Source organism: Pseudophaeobacter sp. C1-32P7, assembly GCF_041008775.1.
GTDB classification, from domain to species: Bacteria; Pseudomonadota; Alphaproteobacteria; order Rhodobacterales; family Rhodobacteraceae; genus Phycobacter; species Phycobacter gallaeciensis_A.
In genome coordinates, this window is the sequence record NZ_JAXGFR010000015.1 from 1 (window position 1) to 19,106 (window position 19,106).

The 19,106-nt window shown below is 61.4% G+C and carries 18 protein-coding genes; 9 read left to right on the top strand and 9 right to left on the bottom strand.

What is annotated here, in order from left to right:
* The 7 genes from SM763_RS18380 to SM763_RS18410 all read left to right on the top strand — a co-directional run.
* A partial coding sequence (locus SM763_RS18380) for a type IV secretion system protein (RefSeq protein ID WP_490363294.1) occupies window positions 1–254 on the top strand: 254 nt, incomplete at its 5' end.
* Window positions 255–262: 8 nt separating this feature from the next.
* Window positions 263–688, top strand: a complete 426-nt coding sequence (locus SM763_RS18385) for a hypothetical protein (RefSeq protein WP_368999369.1) — start codon at window positions 263–265, stop codon at window positions 686–688.
* Entirely contained in the window at window positions 689–1,702 is a 1,014-nt protein-coding gene (locus SM763_RS18390; RefSeq protein WP_368999371.1) for a TrbL/VirB6 family protein, read from the top strand. It begins immediately after the preceding gene.
* A gap of 17 nt (window positions 1,703–1,719) precedes the next feature.
* On the top strand, window positions 1,720–2,400 hold the full coding sequence (locus SM763_RS18395) for a VirB8 family type IV secretion system protein (protein ID WP_368999372.1): 681 nt from the start codon (window positions 1,720–1,722) through the stop codon (window positions 2,398–2,400).
* A gap of 5 nt (window positions 2,401–2,405) precedes the next feature.
* The gene (locus SM763_RS18400; protein WP_368999373.1) at window positions 2,406–3,140 is read left to right on the top strand and encodes a TrbG/VirB9 family P-type conjugative transfer protein; all 735 of its coding nucleotides are present in this window, start codon (window positions 2,406–2,408) and stop codon (window positions 3,138–3,140) included.
* 2 nt (window positions 3,141–3,142) lie between these two features.
* Complete coding sequence (locus tag SM763_RS18405; RefSeq protein ID WP_368999374.1) at window positions 3,143–4,567, top strand: TraB/TrbI/VirB10 family type IV secretion system protein; 1,425 nt, start codon at window positions 3,143–3,145, stop codon at window positions 4,565–4,567.
* Complete coding sequence (locus SM763_RS18410; RefSeq protein WP_490363295.1) at window positions 4,564–5,556, top strand: ATPase, T2SS/T4P/T4SS family; 993 nt, start codon at window positions 4,564–4,566, stop codon at window positions 5,554–5,556. Before SM763_RS18405 ends, SM763_RS18410 begins: the two co-directional genes overlap by 4 nt.
* Window positions 5,557–5,695: 139 nt before the next feature.
* On the opposite strand, the gene SM763_RS18415 is transcribed toward SM763_RS18410, so the two are convergent.
* From SM763_RS18415 to SM763_RS18440, 6 genes are all read right to left on the bottom strand, one after another.
* Entirely contained in the window at window positions 5,696–6,217 is a 522-nt protein-coding gene (locus SM763_RS18415) for a hypothetical protein (protein ID WP_271073673.1), read from the bottom strand.
* A 179-nt stretch (window positions 6,218–6,396) separates the two neighbouring features.
* On the bottom strand, window positions 6,397–7,062 hold the full coding sequence (locus tag SM763_RS18420; RefSeq protein ID WP_368999375.1) for a hypothetical protein: 666 nt from the start codon (window positions 7,060–7,062) through the stop codon (window positions 6,397–6,399).
* A 28-nt stretch (window positions 7,063–7,090) separates the two neighbouring features.
* Window positions 7,091–7,339, bottom strand: coding sequence for a toll/interleukin-1 receptor domain-containing protein (locus SM763_RS18425; RefSeq protein ID WP_368999376.1), 249 nt, complete (start codon window positions 7,337–7,339; stop codon window positions 7,091–7,093).
* A 109-nt stretch (window positions 7,340–7,448) separates the two neighbouring features.
* Window positions 7,449–7,697 carry a hypothetical protein gene (locus SM763_RS18430; protein ID WP_065331062.1) on the bottom strand — a complete coding sequence of 83 codons (249 nt, stop codon included), beginning with the start codon at window positions 7,695–7,697 and terminating at the stop codon, window positions 7,449–7,451.
* A gap of 394 nt (window positions 7,698–8,091) precedes the next feature.
* Entirely contained in the window at window positions 8,092–11,172 is a 3,081-nt protein-coding gene (locus SM763_RS18435; protein WP_368999377.1) for an AAA family ATPase, read from the bottom strand.
* Entirely contained in the window at window positions 11,169–12,260 is a 1,092-nt protein-coding gene (locus tag SM763_RS18440; protein ID WP_368999378.1) for an exonuclease SbcCD subunit D, read from the bottom strand. Before SM763_RS18440 ends, SM763_RS18435 begins: the two co-directional genes overlap by 4 nt.
* On the opposite strand from SM763_RS18440, the gene SM763_RS18445 reads away from it, so the two are divergent.
* Entirely contained in the window at window positions 12,234–13,169 is a 936-nt protein-coding gene (locus SM763_RS18445) for a BrxR family transcriptional regulator (RefSeq protein ID WP_368999379.1), read from the top strand. The genes SM763_RS18440 and SM763_RS18445 overlap by 27 nt on opposite strands.
* A gap of 249 nt (window positions 13,170–13,418) precedes the next feature.
* On the top strand, window positions 13,419–14,147 hold the full coding sequence (locus tag SM763_RS18450) for an HNH endonuclease (RefSeq protein WP_271073668.1): 729 nt from the start codon (window positions 13,419–13,421) through the stop codon (window positions 14,145–14,147).
* 69 nt (window positions 14,148–14,216) lie between these two features.
* Here SM763_RS18450 and SM763_RS18455 read toward each other — a convergent pair whose 3' ends face one another.
* The 3 genes from SM763_RS18455 to SM763_RS18465 are packed head-to-tail and all read right to left on the bottom strand — an operon-like array spanning window position 14,217 to window position 18,700.
* Entirely contained in the window at window positions 14,217–16,142 is a 1,926-nt protein-coding gene (locus tag SM763_RS18455) for a type IV secretory system conjugative DNA transfer family protein (protein WP_368999380.1), read from the bottom strand.
* A 16-nt stretch (window positions 16,143–16,158) separates the two neighbouring features.
* Window positions 16,159–18,087 (bottom strand): relaxase/mobilization nuclease domain-containing protein, encoded by a 1,929-nt coding sequence (locus SM763_RS18460; protein WP_368999381.1) that lies wholly within the window; start codon window positions 18,085–18,087, stop codon window positions 16,159–16,161.
* Window positions 18,080–18,700 carry a helix-turn-helix domain-containing protein gene (locus tag SM763_RS18465; RefSeq protein ID WP_368999382.1) on the bottom strand — a complete coding sequence of 207 codons (621 nt, stop codon included), beginning with the start codon at window positions 18,698–18,700 and terminating at the stop codon, window positions 18,080–18,082. The genes SM763_RS18460 and SM763_RS18465 overlap by 8 nt, the downstream gene beginning before the upstream one ends.
* Window positions 18,701–19,106: the final 406 nt, after the last annotated feature.

Consider the following 19,106-nt stretch of genomic DNA (forward strand, 5'->3'; position numbering starts at 1 on the left):
CGCAGGAAAGCCATGAAGAGGCGGGGCAAAGCCTTGAGCGGCTGGAGACCATGGTCGGGCTCATCGACGATCAGGACGGGCTGAAGGCCGCCGTCGATCTCAACACCCGCGTCACCGCCGAGCTCGGCATCATTCTGACCCAGATATGGCGGCTGGAAGCGGCGCAAGGCGTCAGTGCCGGCCAGCTTGGCGTCGTCGATGCCGCGACGCTCGCGGATGAACGCAAATTCCGCTCGATGGCGGTGGACCCATGAGGCAAGTCATGACCCACAGCTTGGCACCAATTCGGTCTCTTTGTCTCGCCGCACTTGTCTTGGCTGCCCTGCCCTGTGCAGCGCTGGCCCAGACCCCGAACGCGGACCCGTCCAGCGATACACCCTTCAACTCGATGGCGATCGCGCGGGATGAGGCCGACGCATGCCGTGTTCCGAAACCGCCCGCCGATCTGGCCGAGACCGCCTATATGCGCAACGGCTACCGCGCGATTCTGCGTATCCTGATCGCCGAAGAAGCCCTCGCCTCGGAGAGCTGCACCTGCCTGCTCGACCAGTTCACCTGGGATCAGGCACTCACAGCCCTGCCCCGGTTCCAGACCTCGGACAACCCGCGTCTGCCCTTCAACGTGCTTGAGCTCTACGCCAAGGCGGACGCGCTCGAGGCGCAAGTTGTGGAGGCCTGTGCGGAGTAAATGGGGGTCATTCGCGACATCCTTGGCCAGGTCGACGCCGCGGTGAACACCGTGGCGCAGGACGGCTTTGTCTCCTCGGCAGGTGCTGTCGGCGATGTGATCTCCGCCGGGGCCGCGCTCCTTGTCGTGCTCCTCGGGATCAACGCGGTGATGCAACTCCGCCCCCTGCCCTTCGGCACCGGCTTTGCCTTCGGAATGAAGATCGCGCTCGTGGGGATCTTCGCGCAGAGCTGGGACAATTTCAGCGTCATCTATGACATCGTCACACGGGTCCCTGACTCCGTCGGCGCCTCGATCCTCGCGCTCACTGGCTCGGGCGACGAGGCCGGGGTCTATGAAAGCCTCGACAACATGGTTGCCCGCATCACCGCCTATGGCGATACGATCGGCGACCGCGCGGGCTGGGTTTTCGGCGCGGTTCTGGGCGCGATCTTCTTTGTCCTCTCCGCCGTTTTCGCCGCCGTCACTGCCGGGATCATCGCCTTCGCCCGCATCGTCTTCGCGCTGATGATCGTCATCGCCCCCTTCATGATCGTGACCTCGCTCTTCAAACCGACCCAGTCCCTCTTCGAGGCCTGGACCCGCGCCACCATCGGCTATGCGCTCATGCCCGTCGCCGCCGCAGGAGCCGCGGGCATCATCGTCGCCATTGCAGAAGCCATCGGCGATGCTTCTGCGGATCCCGGCGATGTCGAGACCGTCAGCCTCATCCTGCCATTCCTCGTCATCCTGATCCTCAGCGCCGGGATCATGGCCTCGGTGCCCTACATCGCCTCCAATCTCACCGGTGTCGTCGGCATCGCGTCCAATGCCGTCGGTCTCACGGGCCTTGCGCGTCAGGGTTTCGTGAACACACGGGAGTATGGCGCGGGCGCAACCTCGCGCCTCGTCACCGGCAAATCGCCGCACGAGCTGAACCAGATGGCCAATGCGGGCGTGGTGAGGACAGGCGAAATGATCCGGCAAAGCCCCGGCGCGCTTCTCTCCGCCGCCAAGGCCTTCCGCAAACCCTGATGTGAAAGACGACTGACTTGAAGAAGCGTGTGACCAGTTCCGCGAACCACGACCGCGACGTTTTCGAGGCGGATTTCATCTACGGGCCAAGACGGCGCGAGCGCTTTGCATGGTTCGTCGCGGCGGCAGGCGTGCTGGTCGGCGTGGCCGGCATGGTCGCGGGCGCGAGCCTCTTTCCGCTCAAGACGACCGAAACCTTCGTGGTCGTCGTGGACAAGGAAACCGGCGAGATGGACCGGGTCGCCGCCGTCCAGGCCCTGACCCTTTCCGAGAGCGACGCCATCATCCAGGCCAATCTCGTATCTTACGTCGACGACCGAGAAACCTACGACCTGACCGATGGCGAGCAACGCATCAACTCGGTACTCGACCGCTCGGACGGCGATGCCGCGCGCACGCTGCGAGATCTCTGGTCCTCCACCAACGAGGACTACCCGATCACCGTCTACGGCCGCGACGCCAAGATCGAGGTGGTGATCAAGTCCGTGAACCAGATCGAGCGCGGCGTGGCCCAGGTCCGCTTCACCCGCACGCTGCGCCGCCCGCGCGACACCCGCACCGTCACCCGGTCTTACGTGGCCACCGTCGGCTACGACTTCCAACCCGAAACCCGCCAGCGCCTTCAGGACGTCTGGGCCAACCCCTTGGGCTTCGTGGTGACCTCCTACCGCGTCGACGCCGAGACCCTGGAGAACTGACCCCCATGAAATCCCTGCCCGCGCTCCTCACCACGCTTCTCCTGGCGCTTGCCATTCCTGTTGCCGCTTTCGCCGAGGCCACGCCGCAAGGCGGCCCGCTCGACATCCGCATTCGCACCGCCGTCTATAACGAAAACCAAGTCTACCGAATCGAGACGGATCTGAGGCATTCGACCACGATTCATTTCGGGGCGGGGGAACGCTTCGAGGCGGTGATTGTCGGAGACACCGAAAGCTTCCAGGTCGACCCGATCCCGGAGCTTGGCAATGTGCTCACAATCAAACCGCATGTGGCCAATGCCTCCACCAACATGACGGTGATCACCAACCGCCGCACCTATTCCTTCCATCTCCGCGAGGGCTCGATCCCGAACCGCACCGGCATGTTCTTCGAGGTTCGCTTCCGTTACCCCGACGAGGAACGTCGCGCGGCGAGTGCAACCCAACCGAAGGGGTTCGAGGCCCCGCGCAACTACAATTACCGCGTCTCGGGCGAGGGCGACTTCCGCCCCAGCCATATCTATGACGACGGGCGTTATACGTATTTCGTCTTCCCGGAGAACGGTCGCCAGCCTGCCCTCTTCAAGGCCGATGACCAGGGGCGCGAGCGCACGGTCAACTGGACCCAGCAAGGCAACACCGTCCGCGTACTCGGGGTGAACACCTACTGGACACTGCGCATCGGTGACGAAGCAATCTGCGCCTGGCGCGACGAAAGCGCGATCTACGTGAGCAACTGACCATGGCCGATCAAACCCCTCCCGATCTCCAGAACCGTCTCGACCAGTTCAGCCAGCGCGGCAAATCGAAACGCCGGGGCAACAGCCTCGGGGTCGGTGCCCTCGCCGCCGCCCTCGCCCTTGGCGGGGCCGGGGTCGCGTATTTCCTGGCCACTGGACTGCAGGAGGGCGACAGCGCACTTGAGACCTCCGATGTCGAGACCTTTCAGGACCGCCGTCCCGGCACCGGCGGGCGGCTGGAGTTTCCGCCTGACGAGACCGAGCAGCGGGTCAATGACGCGCTGATCGCCGTCGAGGAAGCGTTGGACGTGCCAGCGGCCCCCACCCCCGAGCCAAGCGCCGAGGTGCTGGCCGAGATCGCCAAGCTGCGCGAAGCCCTCGCCGCCAGCCAGGCCGCCCGCAACTCGGAAATCCAGTCTGCCGTTGCGGACCTGCGCGAGGCCTTCGACGAGCAAAAGGCAGCACTCGAAGCGACTCTCGCCGCCAAGGAAAACGAACTTACCAACCTGCAGCGCCAGACCGAGACCCGCATCGAAGGTCTGCAGGCCATGCTCGATGCCGAACGGGCGCAGCGCGAGGGGCTCGAAGCAGAGCTGGACCGGGAAGGGCTGATCGCCGATCAGCGCCTTCTCGAAGAACGCCGCCGTCAGGAAGAGGAACAACGCCAGCGAGAAGCCGAACGGGTCGCCGAAGAACTTCTGACTGCGCAGATCAAGTCGCCGGCCGTGGTTTATGCCGACGGTCCGCGTGGTGGCCAAAGTGGCGCGGCGGTGGCCGATTCTGCTGCTGTTGGCACCGAGGGCCCGGTCCTATCAGGAAACGAGCAGTTTCTGCAGAGTGCGCGACCGCTCGAGGTGCAGGAGGCCGCCCGCCTCACCCATCCCGAACGCACGCTAACCCAAGGCTCGGTCATCCAGGCCGCGCTCCAGACCGCCATCAACAGCGATCTGCCGGGTTCCGTGGTCGCGGTCGTCTCCGAGCCGGTTCCGGCGTTTTCCGGGGACCGGATCCTGATCCCCCGGGGCTCCCGCCTTTTTGGCCAATATCGCTCCGGGATCGAGATGCACCAGAAGCGCATCTTGATCCTCTGGACCCGCGTCCTGACTCCGGACGGCACCTCGATGGAGATCGCTGCCGTGGGCGGCGATCAACTCGGCCGCTCGGGCCTCACCGGTCTCGTCGACACCAAGTTCGCCGAGCGCTTCGGCGGCGCTGCGCTGATCTCCGTGATCGGGGCGGCACCGGCCGTGGCGGCGGAGAGTGCCAACAACGAAACCACAAGCATCGTCCTGAGCGATGTCGGCAGCGACCTGCAGGACGCGGTCGGATCGGTCATCGCCGACCAGGTGTCGATCGCTCCGACGATCTATGTCGATCAAGGGGCCTCGGTCACCGTGCTCGTGGATCGGGATGTGGTGATCTATTGAGCCATTCAGAAAGCCCAACCTCCTACCTCGAACGCTATCTCGATCCGTTCCGCGATCTCCTGAGGCGCGACGACGTGGTCGAGATCGCGATCAATCCGGACGGCAAGGTCTGGCTCGAGGTCGCGGGCGATGCCACCATGCGCCACGAAGGCCAGACCGTGGATCGGACCACAGCCCTCAACATGGCCCAGACCATCGTCGGCGACGCCAAGGCCCGCGTCTCTGAAAAGAACCCGCTCGTGTCCGGCAAGGTGGAATATGCGGGCCGCCCGCTTCGGGTCCAGGTCGCCGTGCCGCCCGCCATCGATCGCGGGGCCTCCATCACCATCCGCCTCTTCGCCTCGGGCAGCGTCCGGGATTACGCCCCCGCCTATCTCTTCGGCAAGGCCGTCTCGCTCGACGCGCTCCGAGCCGAGAAGATGAAGAACATTTCCAGTCTCGCCGAAGAAAACCTCGAGGCCGCGCTGCAGACCCTGGTCGAGGCGCGGCTCAACGTCCTGATCAGCGGCGGCACCTCGACCGGGAAGACCACGTTCGCCCGCCACCTCCTGACCCATGTGAGCGAGCAGGAGCGGCTGATCACCATCGAAGACGCCTTCGAGCTCTTCCCCGGCCAGCCAAATACCGTCGCCCTCCTGGCCGACCGCGGTTCCGGCGCGCAACGCAGCGCCAACGCTCTCCTGCAGGCCTCCCTCCGCATGCGCCCCGACCGGATCATCGTTGGCGAGCTGCGCGGCGCCGAGGCCCTGACCTATCTCGAGGCGATCAACACCGGCCATGGCGGGTCGGTCTCCACCATCCACGCCGAAACCGCAGAACTCGCCATCGACCGGCTGGCGATAATGGTGCTGCAGGCTGGCACACCGCTGACCTTCGCCGAGGTGCGGGAATATATCCGGAAATCCATCGATGTGATCGTCCAGCTCGGGCGGGCCGAGGGGAAGCGGGGGATTACGGAGTTCTATCTGCCGGGTGAACGAAGCCATTGAACTTTGACGCATTGAAAGCAGATTAGCGACGTCTTGAGTGCAGTGATATCGGTGAAACGTTCGGACACACATGGCGCAACGATCACCCTATGACATAGCAACTATCTGTTCCTGGCTTCGAAGGAGAGGTGGCTGTCGCCTAGACGCCGTGCTGAAAGATCGGGGGGCGCCTATTGTCCCAATCCTCTCGGTTCAAGAAGATTCGGTACGAGTTGAGGTGGAAGGCGGCATTTCCGAGATCCTTCACCGGATCTAGGGTTTCAACATGGATGAAGTGGCGATAGGAGACCCGGAATCCGTCGCCAGGTGCCGCACGGAAGTGAATGCCCTGGGGCCCGATCGTCAGACATGCCTCTTGCTGCGGATCGTTCATCTCAGACAGCGAAGAAGCCGCGAAATCAGGCTGCAATATCCAGTCGGTTCCAAAGGAGATACACCACTCGTCCGCTTCCCACTGGAATATCCGATGCCAATTGGCTTCGCCTTCACGCCCAAAGTCAGGGTTCAATAGCAGAACCGTCGGTTTGTCGTTGGGCTGATCCAATGGTTCGGAAAGCTTAATGCCATAGATTGGCTGATGGCCGTACCTCTTGAGGAGAAACAGCGTACCTTTCGGCTCCTCGGCGAGAGCGGCTGATTTTACGTTCAAAGTGCTTCGCATATGTGGTGTCCCTCACGAGCCTTCATTCCCAACCCCTCCGGATATCGGTTCGATAACATTCGGGACAATGCACCGCGCTAGTCGGCCGCCTTTCACGGCGGGCCTCGCGACGTTCGTACTCATCAAGCACTTCGACTTCGAAGCGGTGCCCACAATTGTTGCAGCGGAAATGAACACGCTCAGTCATAGCTGATACCTGCGTTACCAATGAACTCATTCCAGAGCACCTCAGCCGCTCGCTCTGGAGTCAGTCGTTCATCAGCTCTACCGAAGACGTTCATGGTTTGAATCAGGAATTGCTCGTAATCATCGGCCAAAATGTTGAAACCGCCGTTTGCTGTGTTGTCACCGGCGTTTTCGCTGAACGAGTAGTAAATATCGCCCAGGGCGACCTGCGAGCTACGGCAGTGCACCGAGATGTGGGCCGTACCATTTCGATGGCCGCTGTTGACAACCGTTGCCCCAAAAGAGGTCGCACTTCTGTCAACGAAACGTCCGCGCAATCCATCGATTGAGTCCATTTCGATGATCGCTCGTCGGAAGTAATCCTTGAAGGTGGCGAAGGCAGCATCGCGGAAATCACCCTTGTCGATTTGGTCGAACTGCCGCTTTGCTCGGTAGCGTGCCATCGAGGGGCGTGTGGCCGACGGCTCATGGGCTACCTCCGCCGCAGCTGCAGGTACAGCTTCAGCTTCGATGATGCGTCGAAGCTCCTGCACGACATTTAGGTAAGCGGTGTTTGGATTGGCCCATGCGCTGATCGCCTTGCCGTCAGTCGGCACGGCCTTCAGTTGGCGCAACTCCCTCATCGCTTTCCAATCGCATTCCTCCACGATGATCGGCACTACACGGGCGGTCCCTGCGGCGTGGCGTTCAAGCGCGCGTCTCATTTTCGCGCTCGACACAGTAGTCGGATGCGATGAAGTCGGGGCTCACCAGGAGCAGGAACAGGTCGGAAGCCTCCAGTTCCCGTTCAATCTCAGCGTCCAGTTCGCCACCAGCCAAGATGTTGCGATCATACCAGGTCTCAATACGCCCTTCCCTTGTAAGGTTCTTGAGGTGGACGTGCAGCCGATCAAGCGCGGCCTTGTCGTTATGGGAATAAGAAATGAATGCCCGCATCTGCTCAACTCAAATGTTTAATGTTTGTTCATGATTTACCCAAAGCGCTACCTACGTGAGACACGGCCTGTAGCGCTTGAGCCCGAAACCACTGTAATACTGTCTACAGTCAGCGCTTCTTGTTCGACTGGGACAACACCGAAGCGGCAAGTGTCTTTGTCTTTTCAGAATAGCGATCGCTGCGAAGTACCTTTGACGCGAGGTCCTCCATTTCCGCTCCGGTTTGCCGATTGGTCTTTGACTGAGACAACGCCGAACCAGCAAGCTTGCGGGCGATCTGTGAAGAGCCAGGTTTGAAAAGGGTGTCTGCTGCAAGCGAGGCAACCTTGGTCGAAGTTCCTTTACGATTTACCGCCATACTATCCTCCATATGGTGTTTGGTTTGCTTCTAGATACTAGATGTGGGATTGGAGCCAACTTTTCGCAAGCTTCATCAGTGACATTTTAAAATGGCAGCCTCGCCTCAAAAAGGTCTGGCGTGTCTTCGTCGCGCCGCCTGCTCAGGCCTTCACCAAGATGCAGGCACGGATGTTTGATACGTGTCAGGCCTTTGCCGCCCTCAAAATGGACCCACCCTCCTCTGGGCATGCCCACGCTTACGATCAGCGCCCCGCATATTGGACAAGTCCGCCTGAAGGATGCGCCCTTCTTGCTTTCACGATCGCCTCGAACTGCCCAACCTCCGCGAACGGATACCGTGCGCCCTGTCGACAGACGGCGGGTGTGTGCCTTCCTGTAATACCAACGGTCCGTCATCCCAGCCCCCTCCTTTCCTCGACCCGGCTGCCGCTCGGGGTCGAACGCACGTAGAAGCCTTGTGGAATAGCCTCTTGCACCAGCCCTACATGGGATATCAGGCCCACGGCACGACTGCCCTCTGTCAGCGCGGCAAGAACTTGGATCACTTGATCCAGCGTGCCCGCCCCATTCTCGGTGTCGAGGCTCCCAAAGCCTTCGTCGATAAAGATTGTGTCCATCCGGATCTTGCCCGAAAGGCTCTCGACCACATCAGCTAGCCCAAGCGCGAGGGCCAGTGCCGCGATAAAGGTCTCGCCGCCTGACAGCGTGGCTGTCGGGCGCGCCTTGCCGGTGTTGATGTCGAAGACCTCGATTTCGAGCCCACGCTTGCCGCGACCGCCAGATGCCTCGAGCCCGCGCGTTAGCCGGTAGCGACCACGTGTCATTGGGTCGAGCCTCATATTCGCCGCCTCGAGAACCTGGTCGAACATTGCTCCGATCGCGAAGGTCTCGAGTGTCATCTTGAAATCGTTCTTGCCGTTAGCCAGATCGGCCAGCCCCCGAAGCGGACCGGTCTCGGTTTCTAGCCGCTCGGTTTCGGTCAGAGCCGCGGCAAGCGATTCCTTGAATTTGGCCAGTGACGATACATCCGTTCTCGCTGTGGCAAGTGCAGCGTTGGCCGCGTTCAAGGTCTGGGTGGCGTCTGCCAACGCCAGCTGTAGCGGGGCAAGATCCGGGCGTTCACGATCTGCACAAGCGGCTATGGCGTTCTGCAATGTCGTGCGAGCAGCGATCAATCCATCGCGGTGATCGGTCACCTTCTTGCGGTCGGCGTCGAGAGTCGGGAAATGGCTCTTGCAGGCATCATATCCCGCTTTGTCCAGCCCAACCTCGGTAAGCCGAGCGACAAAATCACCTTGTGCCTTCTTCACGCGCTGCTGCTGCCCGTCGCGCGCCCGCTTCGCTGCTTCTAGCTGCTCTTGCGACCGGGTGAGCACTTCACTGGCGGCTCGGTCCTGTTGCGTCGCCACTTCCAGCGCCTCGGAGAGTTGCCTTTGCTCTCTCTGCAAAGCCTCGCGTCGAACGACAACCGCCTCGGGCGTGCGCAGACCTTCCGGCAGGGCCTCGATCACTGTGTCCAGCTTGGCGCGCGCGCCGGCAAGAGCGGTCTCAGCCTTTCCCGCAGCGGTGCGCGCCGTAGCCTCGGCAGTTTCAGCCTCGGTCAGTTTCAGCTTGAGTTGAGCCAACTGCTCCGCCATCGTGTCTACATCGACCGCTTCTCCGAGTTCGGCGACATCGCCTTCAAGTCGTGCGATTTCAGCTTCGAGTTCCACCAACGTGCGCTCAGGACTTTCCTGTTCCTCCAGCGACCGCTTCTTTTCGTCGAGCCGGATTCGAAAATTGCCGAGTTCGCTTTCGGCCCGAACTCTGGCTTCGGACGCAGTTCTCGCCAGAACCTGCGCGCTCCGAAATGCTTCGGTCAAACCAGATTGTTCGGGCGTACCATGGGCAGGCGCAGGATGATCATGGGAACCACAGACAGGGCAGGGCGCCCCTTCGGTCAACTTTTCCGCGAGAATGATCGCTTGCGTGCGCGAAAGCCGTGCCTCGGCATCTACCAAGTCCGCGTCAGCGGTTCGCGTCGCATCGGTTCTTGTCGCCAATTCGTTCGATGCCGCTTCGACATTTCGTTGGGCATCAGCGACAGCTTCTTGCGCCTTAGCATACGCCGCTGCCTTGACCCTTTCTCGGTTGACCTCGGCCAGCTCACCGGTCAGCTGGCCTCGCTCCGTTTCGGTCTTTCGCGCTTGATCAAGCGCCAGATCGGTCGCATCGCGCTGAGACTTGAGCTTCTCTCGGGCATCTATGGCCTCGGTCAGAGCCTTTTTCGCTGAAGCTTCGTCCTCCGCAGCGTCGTCAAACGCGCGTCTAAGATCCGCTGCCTGCCCGACCTGCTTCTCGATCGCCTCCAACCTTGTCAGGTCAGCCTGAACTTGTTGCCGTCGGTCCTCGCCAGACTGTGCCTCAGCAAGTTTCTTTTCCGCCAACTCCTTCACGCCAGTGGCGATCTTGAGTTCTGCCTCGGCCTTCGTGACAGCCTCCACCGCATTCAGGCTTTCCTGCTCCGCATCGCACCAAGCCGTCTCAAGATCACGGGCCTGCATGGCATTCCGGACAGCCTCAATCCGCTTGGCCAGTTCTTCGACCTCGCCCGTTTTCCTTTCTAGATCATCGAATGCCTGCTGTGCCGTGTCGACAGCAGAAAATGCTGTCGCGATTTGCTCGCCTTCGGTCAGAGCTTTGCGCGCGGCTTCGGTAGCCATCGCCGCGCCGTGCTGAATTCCCTGCTTTTCTTCGACTTTTGCTTCGGCTGCGGCAATCCCGAATTCTAACGCCTCCGCGCTCTCAAAACCACGTTCCTCGAGTCGAGCCACGTAGAGAGCGCGCTGGTCGCGCAACGCTCGTTCTGCCTCTGAGGCTTCTTCTTTCAGCCGTGCGGCGAGATCGCGATAGATCTTCACGTCGAAGAGATCCCGCAATATCTCGACACGCGCATCCGTTTTTGCGGCCAAGAACGTCTCGAACTTGCCTTGCGGTAAGAGCACGATCTGTCGAAACTGTTCTGCCCCGTAGCCAAGCAGCGCCTCGACCTGCTGCCCCACTAGCGAGACCTTCTTTTCCGCAATGACACGGCCAGACTGACTCGGACCAAGAGTGTCCACCGGAATCCCGGTGACGTCGAACAGCGAGGCTTCTGCGGCGTCCTCAGTGGTCCCTTCACCGCGCGCCTTTGGACGTTCCTGCACCGGACGACGACGGATCAGGTAGGTCTTGGCGCCCAGCTCAAAGACAAATTCGACTTCGGTAGGTAGATCCGATGCGGCGTGATCCGAGCGTAGTGAACGTGGTTCCTGATCAGTCTTGGTCGGCGCCCCGAATAGCGCGAAGGACATCGCCGAAAACAGCGTCGACTTTCCCGCGCCGGTCTGACCATAAATTCCGAACAGACCCGTCTCCAGCGCGGACCGGAAATCGACTACCTCGGTTGTCGCAAATGGCCCGAAGGCTTGAAGCGATAGGCGAATGGGTCTCATGTCTGCTCCTCCCCGGAGGATGCTGCGTGGAGCTTTTCCGCGACGATCGCGACTTCGGTGGCGTTTGGTTCCCGGCCGCGCACAACTTTCACGAAGTCGTTAATCATCTCGATTGGCGTGACCGCGGCCCGCCCGCTGCCGAGCGCCTTGGTCTCCGCAGCGCGCTCCTGCCGGGCATAGGCCAGATGGCAAGCATTGGGATAGGTCGCGCGTAACCGCTTCATCGGATCGATCAGAGGGTTTTCATCCGTCAGGATAGCCTGGATGAAATCGTCAGACGGCGTTCCTGCCAGAAGATCCGAGAATGCCCCGGTAAGCGAGCGGACCTGCCGGATCGGTCGGAACGGTACGGTGCGGATGTCGACACCTTCAGCTTTCAGATCGACGACAGTCATGGATTTTTCGTTTCCCACCTCGTCGAAACCGAAAGCGAGCGGTGCGCCGGAGTAACGAATATGGCTCGCGCCCACTTCCTGCGGCTTGTGCAAATGCCCCAGTGCAACATAGTCCACCCCATCGAAGACATCGGAGGGAACAGTTTCGATGCCCCCGACTCGCGTCAGGGCGCGCTCGGTCTCGCCGACCGCACCCCCCGCGACGAAAGCATGGGCCACGACGACCCAACGCGCCCCATCAGGAACCTGCCCCCTCGCAGCTGCGATCTGGGCGGCAACTACCTCCGCCGGCGCACTAATGCTTTCATCCCCGAACACCTCGCGTGCGGCGTATTCATAGGAAAAAGGCAGCGCGGAAAAGGCGACCTCGCCATGCGCGTCACGCAGCACCAGCGGCGCTTCCACCGCATCGGCAATCCCGCGCACCAGCACACGAGACGCGGTGGAAAAGACAGACATTGCCTCGATCCGGTCGCCAGAATCGTGGTTTCCAGAGATCATAACCACAGCGGCTTCGGTCTCCTCTGCCACGCGTTTGAGGAAGCGATTGAACTGCCGAATCGACGAACTGGGCGGCGAGGCACGGTCAAAAACGTCCCCGGCGATGACAAGAACATCGACCCGATCGGCGACAAGCGTTTCAAGGATCTGACCCAGGATGACCTCATGATCCTCCTCGAGGCTCAACCCCATGAACTGCCGCCCCAGGTGCAGATCTGCCGTATGAAGTATTCGCACCAGATCAATCCATTTTCTATACGTATAGTAAATGTATGGACTATGCGAGCAGAGTCAAGTATTACTCGGCGTATGAGCCTGAAAGCCCTCAAACACGCGCAACGCGAGCGAATTTTGTTCCTCGACCAATGTCTGACCTGGAGAGGTCAGGCGAACCGCCGCGACTTGATCGAACGCTTCAATATCTCGATGGCACAGGCTGCGGTTGACTTTCGAACCTATCTTTCTCTGACGAATACGCCGCCGGTCTACGATGCCGCAGTGAAGGCCTATTTCTCGACCGGCGACCACTGCGCATTGACTGAGGCTGGCCCGGAACAAGTTTTCGAATTACTTGATAGCAAGGCGACATCGCTTGGCGCGAGCATCCCGCTTCCCACTCGCGTGATGGATTCCACCGTTGTCGCACAACTCTACCGCGCCAGGATGGGCGAACGCGACATCCAGATTACCTACACCTCGATGACAAGCGGCCTATCCGACCCGCAGTGGATCAGTCCAGTTCAGTTCCATTTTGACGGAGAGGCAATTTATCTCCGCGCCTGGAGCTATAATCACGAGGCGTACCGCGATTATCTCCCAATACGAATAACGAGACAAACTGAGATGAAAACGCGGGAGCGGCCTGCTCCCCTGCCTTTTGACACGGACTGGAACAGCTTGGTGCGCATGTGGATACGCCCGCGTTCAGATCTATCCGATGCACAAGCGCGAGCCGTCCGGCTAGAGTATGGCTTTGACGAAAAGACGCACTTACTGATCGAAACGCGCAAGGCGCTCGTGTTTTATGTCGTTAGACGATGGCGACTGAACCAGGAAAAGGCGCGTTTGGAATTGGAAACAGTTGAAGAGATGAATGCATGAATGGTCTTTTCGAAAGGTGAAGTTCTGACCAACTCCGGAATTGAGCTTTAGGGACTGAATATGATGCCCCATTCGCTCTTCGAAATTCGCACAGTCGCGTTGCTCGCTGGAAGCGAGTGGCGGGAATGGGTCGACCAAGGTCAATAGCATCTACCTTGGTCAAATATTTTTCAGGTTTCACTCTGACGACCTAGGGGGGGGGGTGGGCGGCGACAAAACAGTTCATGGACGAGCGAGGCGAGATGACACATGGCAATACTTGATCCCGACACCAACCAGCGCGTCCCCTTGGATCGCGATCTTGCAGAGCGATATGCGAAAGAGGTGAACGCTTTTAACGCGACCGAGTGCCAGCACACGCGCAGCGAACTTCGTCGTGGCTTCAACAAGGGCGGCGGGCCAATCGTCAAAAAGCAGTGCCTCGACTGCGGCTTGCTTCTGGGCAACCCGGTGAAGCGCACGACCGAGACTGAACTATTGCCCGAGATCGACGAAGCGCACAACCCGGACTACGAGGCGAAACGGAAGGGCGAGTGGGACACAGTGCGCCGCCGCTACGTCGCCATCCAAGAGAGCCGGTGGCGCGGCAGTGTTGAGGGTAAATCATACTTCCAAAGATCTCATGCCGACTATCTTGCATCCCGCGAGTGGGCCGAACGGCGATCGCTAGTGATGGATCGTGCTGCTGGCCTATGCGAGGGGTGCCGCAAAGCGCGAGCAGCCGAGGTACATCACCTCAGTTATCGCAATTGGGGTAGCGAGTTTCTGTTCGAACTAGTGGCATTGTGTGGCGACTGTCACGACCGCATCCACCGCTTGAATGAAGACCGCGAGACAGGTTGCACCGGCTGCGTGCACGCTGGGGACGATGGCGAGTGGTGCCATCAGTTTGGCATGCCTAGTGGCGCCGCTTCAATTCCTGGTGGAGCCTGCGGCAGCGACCGACAAGGTTTTGTAGACGCAGAAGACTATGGGTGAGCGCACTACAATTGTCGCCTACTGCAATTCGCACACCTGTCCTTTGGACGTTTCACAACGTGACCACCCTCATCCACCCAATAACTCCTCAATGAAATCCTCCTGCCGGTCGAGCGCCGCCTCCCATTCCTTCGGCACCACCGCTTCCCGCTCGAGCGTCTCCGGCTCTGGTTGCCCGCGCCCAGCCTCGATCGCCATAACGCTCATCGCGCGGGCCTCGCGTCGCTGCGAACGATCGCGGGCCGGCGCGCGTTCGACTGGTTTCACAATCTCATCCGCGACTGACCCATCATCACCGTCGCCACCCACTATTCCATTCCAAGGCCCCACACCCTGCACGCTCGGCGGATAGGGAAAGGGCTTGCCCTCCTGGCGGGCCAGCATCTCCTTGAAGAACGGATCGTCGTAATACTTGACCCGGCTCGCCTTGATCGGATGCTGGGGCGAAGCGAGAATGATGACCTCGTCGGGATCCATGAGGCGCGCTTCGGTCTCGGAAAGCAGCGGCCGCTCTTCCAGCCGCGCTGATGTCGAGGTCGCGCCAAGGAAGCCCTTGTTTCGGCCATACATCCGGGTCACCGCCTCGCGGGTCGTGCTACCGACCGCGGCGGAAACTTCTTTCACCGTCCGCTGGTCCCGCGGGGTGATGTAGAGCTTGAGCCCCGCCCCGTTTTCGAGGCTTTCGCGGCCCTCGGGACCATAGATCCGGTCGAGCGAAGCGAGCGACTGTGCGATCATCGCGACGCGGCCACCATAGCTCGCCAGCGAATGAATCGCCCGTTCGAGATAGGGCATGGCCCCCATCTGCTGGAATTCGTCGATCATCATCATGACCGGCCAGGGCTCATCCGGGCCCGGCTCATTCAGGCGGATCGAGGCGATGAGATCGGCGAACATCAGGCGCAGGAGCGGGGCAAGTGTTGCGATGTGGTCCTCGGAGACCGCGATGTAGAGCGACTGCGGGGTCTTGCGGAAAGTCGAGAAATCGAAGTCGCTGGCCTCGGTAGCCGAGCGCACCGCCGGGTTGTCCCATTGCTTGAGACCGGCAGTCATCAGCGCCTGGATGTTCGAGGTCAGCAGCCGCGACGAGGCCGAGGCGGCGTTGGTCCAGAGCTCGCGCAGGATGTCTTCCTCGGCCTCGTCGGCATAGGTCTTGTACTGGGCATTCTTGTATTCGCCCCCGGCGACGATCTTGTTCACCTCGCCAAGGTTCGGCGTGCCGCGTTGGATGGACAGCAGGCAGGCCGCGACAAAGATCGACTTGCCTGCCTCGGAAAAGGTGTCGAGCGTCTTGTTGTCCTTGTCGAGGAAGAGGTCGGCAAGGATCGAGACCTCGGTGAAACGCTGCGCGAAGCTCGGGGCCTTGGCGATCCGTGCAAGCGGGTTGTAGCGATGCGTGGCGTTGGCCCAGTCGAAGGGGCTGAAGCGATAGATCTCGTCTCCGTTCAGCGCCCGGAGCCGTGCGGTCTTCTCGAAGTTCTCGCCCTTCACATCGAGCACCACGACCGAGCCCGCGAAACTCAGGAGGTTCGGGATCACGAAGCCGACGCCCTTACCGGCACGGGTCGGTGCCACCATCATCACATGCGGGATGGTGGTCGAGGAGATGAACTCCGCCTTCGCGGTCGGCGCGCCCAGCTTGCCGCAGACAAAGCCCTTGCCGGGGGCCTGCAGCATGTCGTTCTTCTTCAGCTCCGCCTTGGTCTGCCAATGGGCGGAACCGTAATCGTCCCGCTCCTTCTTCCAGGTCCAGGCCAGCGCCAAGGCGCCGAGGCCGATGGCTCCGAAGCCGACGGCGCCAAACCCCACTTTGAAGGCCTCGGGATGTGCCGCGCGCGTGTCGGCGCTGGCCTTCCAGACCGCCAGCATGTCGAAACTCTGAAACCCGGTTTTCAGGGCCAGGGTCAGGTAGAAGGCGGCGACGATGGTGCCGATGACGGCGCCGCAGATCACACCGAAAAGAAGTGCGGCCCAGAGGGGAAGTGTCTTGGTCATGGTGCTCATCTCCCCTTTAGAATTCCATCTCGTCGTCGAGACCACGGTCGCGGCCAAGATCGCGGCCCAGCTCCTGCGCTTCCTGCTGGCCGCGCAGCCGCGCCACCTCGGTCGCCTTGTCCTGCTGCAACCCGGCGGCACGGTCGGTGAAGACCTGGTCACCCGTCTCCTCAAACGTCATCTCGAGGAATTCCTGCGTGACGGTGATCTGGTCGAGCTTGCTCGGCAGGGCCGCATCCAGCACCTCGAAGTTGCCACGGCGGAGTTCGGCCAAGCCCTCCTCGCCCAACTCCTTGAAGAGTTCGGCTTCCAGGGTCCGCTCGACCACCTCTTCCTGTTCCTCGGTGAGTTTGCCGTCGCGCAGCATGTCGGCGAGGTCCTGCAGGTAGGGATTTGGCGTCCGGTCGTCTTCGTCGATGAGCGGCAGGATCTCCTGTTCCTCGTCCGCGAGGGTCCGACCGATCTCGACGCCCATCTCCTTTGCTCTTTCCATCAACGCGTCCATCACGCCGTCGACCTTTTCCAGCGCGGCATCCAGTTGGTCATCATTGGCCGTCTCGACGCTGAGACCGTCCTTCGCCAGCACCGCGTTCATGTCCCGCTCGACCCAGTCCTGCGCCATGCCGTAGTTCCGCGTGCCGCCCGCAGCAATCCGAGCCACCAGATCCTCACTGTCCATGCCGACTGCCTGGGCGCGCTCGAGCACCTCACGCAGCCCCTCGTCCTTGCCGGACTGCAGTGCGGCGATCAGCACTTCGCTGCCCGCCCCCGGCGGATAGGGTTCCTCGAGCTGCTTGCCGAAACGCGCGCGCAAGTCCGGGTCCGGCACCATCTGCGAGAGATCCGCGATGATCGGTGCGGCCTTGGCTTCAAAAGCGGCGCGCTCGGCCGGGTCCAGTTCCTCGGCCTTGAGCCGCAGCGCCTCGATCGTGCGCTCGGAATAGTCGATTGCATCACCGACGGTCTTGATGTCCTTCATGTCTATCTCTCCTTCGGTGAAATTCCACGGCGTGTCGGAACCAAGCCCGTCCGCCATGCCGCGCACGGCGCGGGCCATGTGGTGCCGGTCCATCCGGTCCAGCAGGTCGGCGAGGTTCTTGTAGTCCTTGGCGAAGCCCACCACCTGCGCCTGCGCGATGGCGGATTCCTGGGCCGTCATGACGATCTCGCGCGGCAGGCGGGCCTCTTCCTTGGCACGGTAGATTTCCTCGATCCCGACAGGCTTCTCGAAGATGCCCCGCTCGAGCCGGGTGGTGGCGTCGAGCATCACGCCGTAGCGCTCCGCGATCTCGGCCTGCTTCTCGCGCATGAGCTGCGGCGACATCACGCCCTCGGCCCAGCAAGAGAACCAGGTGCCTTTCTCGACGCCGCGATTGTTCAGAATGATGTGGGCGTGCTTGTGCGCCCGGTCGTCATGGACCGCGAGCACATAATCCCACTGGTCGCCGTATTCACCGCTCTCGAAGAAATGCTCCGTCCAGTCCATGGCGATGTCACGGACCTGGTCGACCGTCACGTCGGTCGGGAAGGACAGGAGCATGTGCGAGGTGAACCCGAGCTTGGTCGAGCCGCGCCAAGTCCCGGCCCAGTCCTCGATGATGCTTTCCTTCTGCTCCTCAGAAAGCACCGCGGCATCGGTCAGGGCATTGGTCATCGTCGAGTAGGTGTAGACCGCCTTGTCGTTGATGTAAGAGATCTGCGCCCCAAGCGAAGCACGCGTCTTGCAGCCCCCCGCCCGGATCCGCTTGAACACCGCCGCTCGGCTCTGACCCGAGGCCGCCTTCAGCGCGTTCCGCGCCGACAGGGAACCAACGTGCGCGAAACTCCGCCCCTGTCGACGCCCCGCCAGCCGCGCGTCGATCCGCGCCGCGGCTTGGCCCCGGATGCGCTCATCCTCCCAGAGCCGGCCCATGACCGAAGAGTAGAGGGCGAGGGGATCAGCCATTGCGCACCAGCCTCAGACCGCCGCCGGTCGCGGGCGAGCTGCCCTCCAGAACCGCGCGATCCGCCCCCTGCCCTTCTTCCTTTTGCGGCCACTCCTGTTGACGCAGCGCCTGCGCCGCATCCTTAATCCGGCCCATCTCACGGCTCATTGATTGCGCCAGATCAAGGAGTTCGATCAGCACCGCGCGGTCCGCCTCCGAGACCTCCAGCCGACCGCGATGGACCGCCTTGGCAAGCACCAATCCGGCGTCGCTCACGTCCTTCGCCTGACGCCATGCGGCGCAGAATTCGGCGACCAGATCGCGGGGAACATCAAGGAATCCGCAACGACCGCGCAGCACCGCATTGAGCGCCTGAGAACGATTGGCGTAGCCCCGTTCGCGCCACTCCACATCGAAGGCGTCCAGTTCGGATCGGCTTGCCCGGAACGCCACCGTCTCGCTCGGATCGCGCACCGCGATGCCTTCGCCCGCCTCCTCTTTCGCGAGGCGGTTCACGTGTCGCGGAGAGATGCCAAACACCGCCGCCAGCTCCTTCGCGCTCTCGCCCGCCGCAAAGCGCCGCGCGACTTCGATGCGCTCTTCAAGCTTCAGGTTTTTCGCTGGCCTCGGCACGGGTCAGACCCCTCGGACAAAATGTGCAAACATTGGCCATATCCTGCCAACGTCTTCCTTCTCTCCTTCGCTTATACTTCAATACATCATATTGCGCAATATTACTTTTTGTGTGTTGTGTCTTTTTGCGAATAATTGGACGCCCTCAAGACCGCTGCACAGCGCGACATGGAACGCCGCCGTACTCATCGATGCGCGGCAATTTGGTCGAAAAAGTCTGCTGAAACTTGTGCTGAAGCAGCAGGCGATGTCAGGCAATCCTAGCGCTCGAGCCGGTCACGGGTCGGGCACCAGGAACACGAAGACGGCCCGCGCGGGATGGCGCGGGTCACACCCGTTTAGGGCGACAAAATGTTGGTAAGTATCAGCGTCAGACCCCTGCGGATCCGAAGACCCGCAGGGGTGT

Bases quoted from the DNA above. Each gene is read 5' to 3' on its own strand.
- SM763_RS18385 (WP_368999369.1), top strand. From the start codon at position 263: ATGACCCACAGCTTGGCACCAATTCGGTCTCTTTGTCTCGCCGCACTT.
- SM763_RS18390 (WP_368999371.1), top strand. From the start codon at position 689: ATGGGGGTCATTCGCGACATCCTTGGCCAGGTCGACGCCGCGGTGAAC.
- SM763_RS18400 (WP_368999373.1), top strand. From the start codon at position 2,406: ATGAAATCCCTGCCCGCGCTCCTCACCACGCTTCTCCTGGCGCTTGCC.
- SM763_RS18405 (WP_368999374.1), top strand. From the start codon at position 3,143: ATGGCCGATCAAACCCCTCCCGATCTCCAGAACCGTCTCGACCAGTTC.
- SM763_RS18415 (WP_271073673.1), bottom strand. From the start codon at position 6,217: ATGCGAAGCACTTTGAACGTAAAATCAGCCGCTCTCGCCGAGGAGCCG.
- SM763_RS18425 (WP_368999376.1), bottom strand. From the start codon at position 7,339: ATGCGGGCATTCATTTCTTATTCCCATAACGACAAGGCCGCGCTTGAT.
- SM763_RS18430 (WP_065331062.1), bottom strand. From the start codon at position 7,697: ATGGCGGTAAATCGTAAAGGAACTTCGACCAAGGTTGCCTCGCTTGCA.
- SM763_RS18435 (WP_368999377.1), bottom strand. From the start codon at position 11,172: ATGAGACCCATTCGCCTATCGCTTCAAGCCTTCGGGCCATTTGCGACA.
- SM763_RS18445 (WP_368999379.1), top strand. From the start codon at position 12,234: ATGATCCTCCTCGAGGCTCAACCCCATGAACTGCCGCCCCAGGTGCAG.
- SM763_RS18440 (WP_368999378.1), bottom strand. From the start codon at position 12,260: ATGGGGTTGAGCCTCGAGGAGGATCATGAGGTCATCCTGGGTCAGATC.
- SM763_RS18450 (WP_271073668.1), top strand. From the start codon at position 13,419: ATGGCAATACTTGATCCCGACACCAACCAGCGCGTCCCCTTGGATCGC.
- SM763_RS18455 (WP_368999380.1), bottom strand. From the start codon at position 16,142: ATGACCAAGACACTTCCCCTCTGGGCCGCACTTCTTTTCGGTGTGATC.
- SM763_RS18460 (WP_368999381.1), bottom strand. From the start codon at position 18,087: ATGGCTGATCCCCTCGCCCTCTACTCTTCGGTCATGGGCCGGCTCTGG.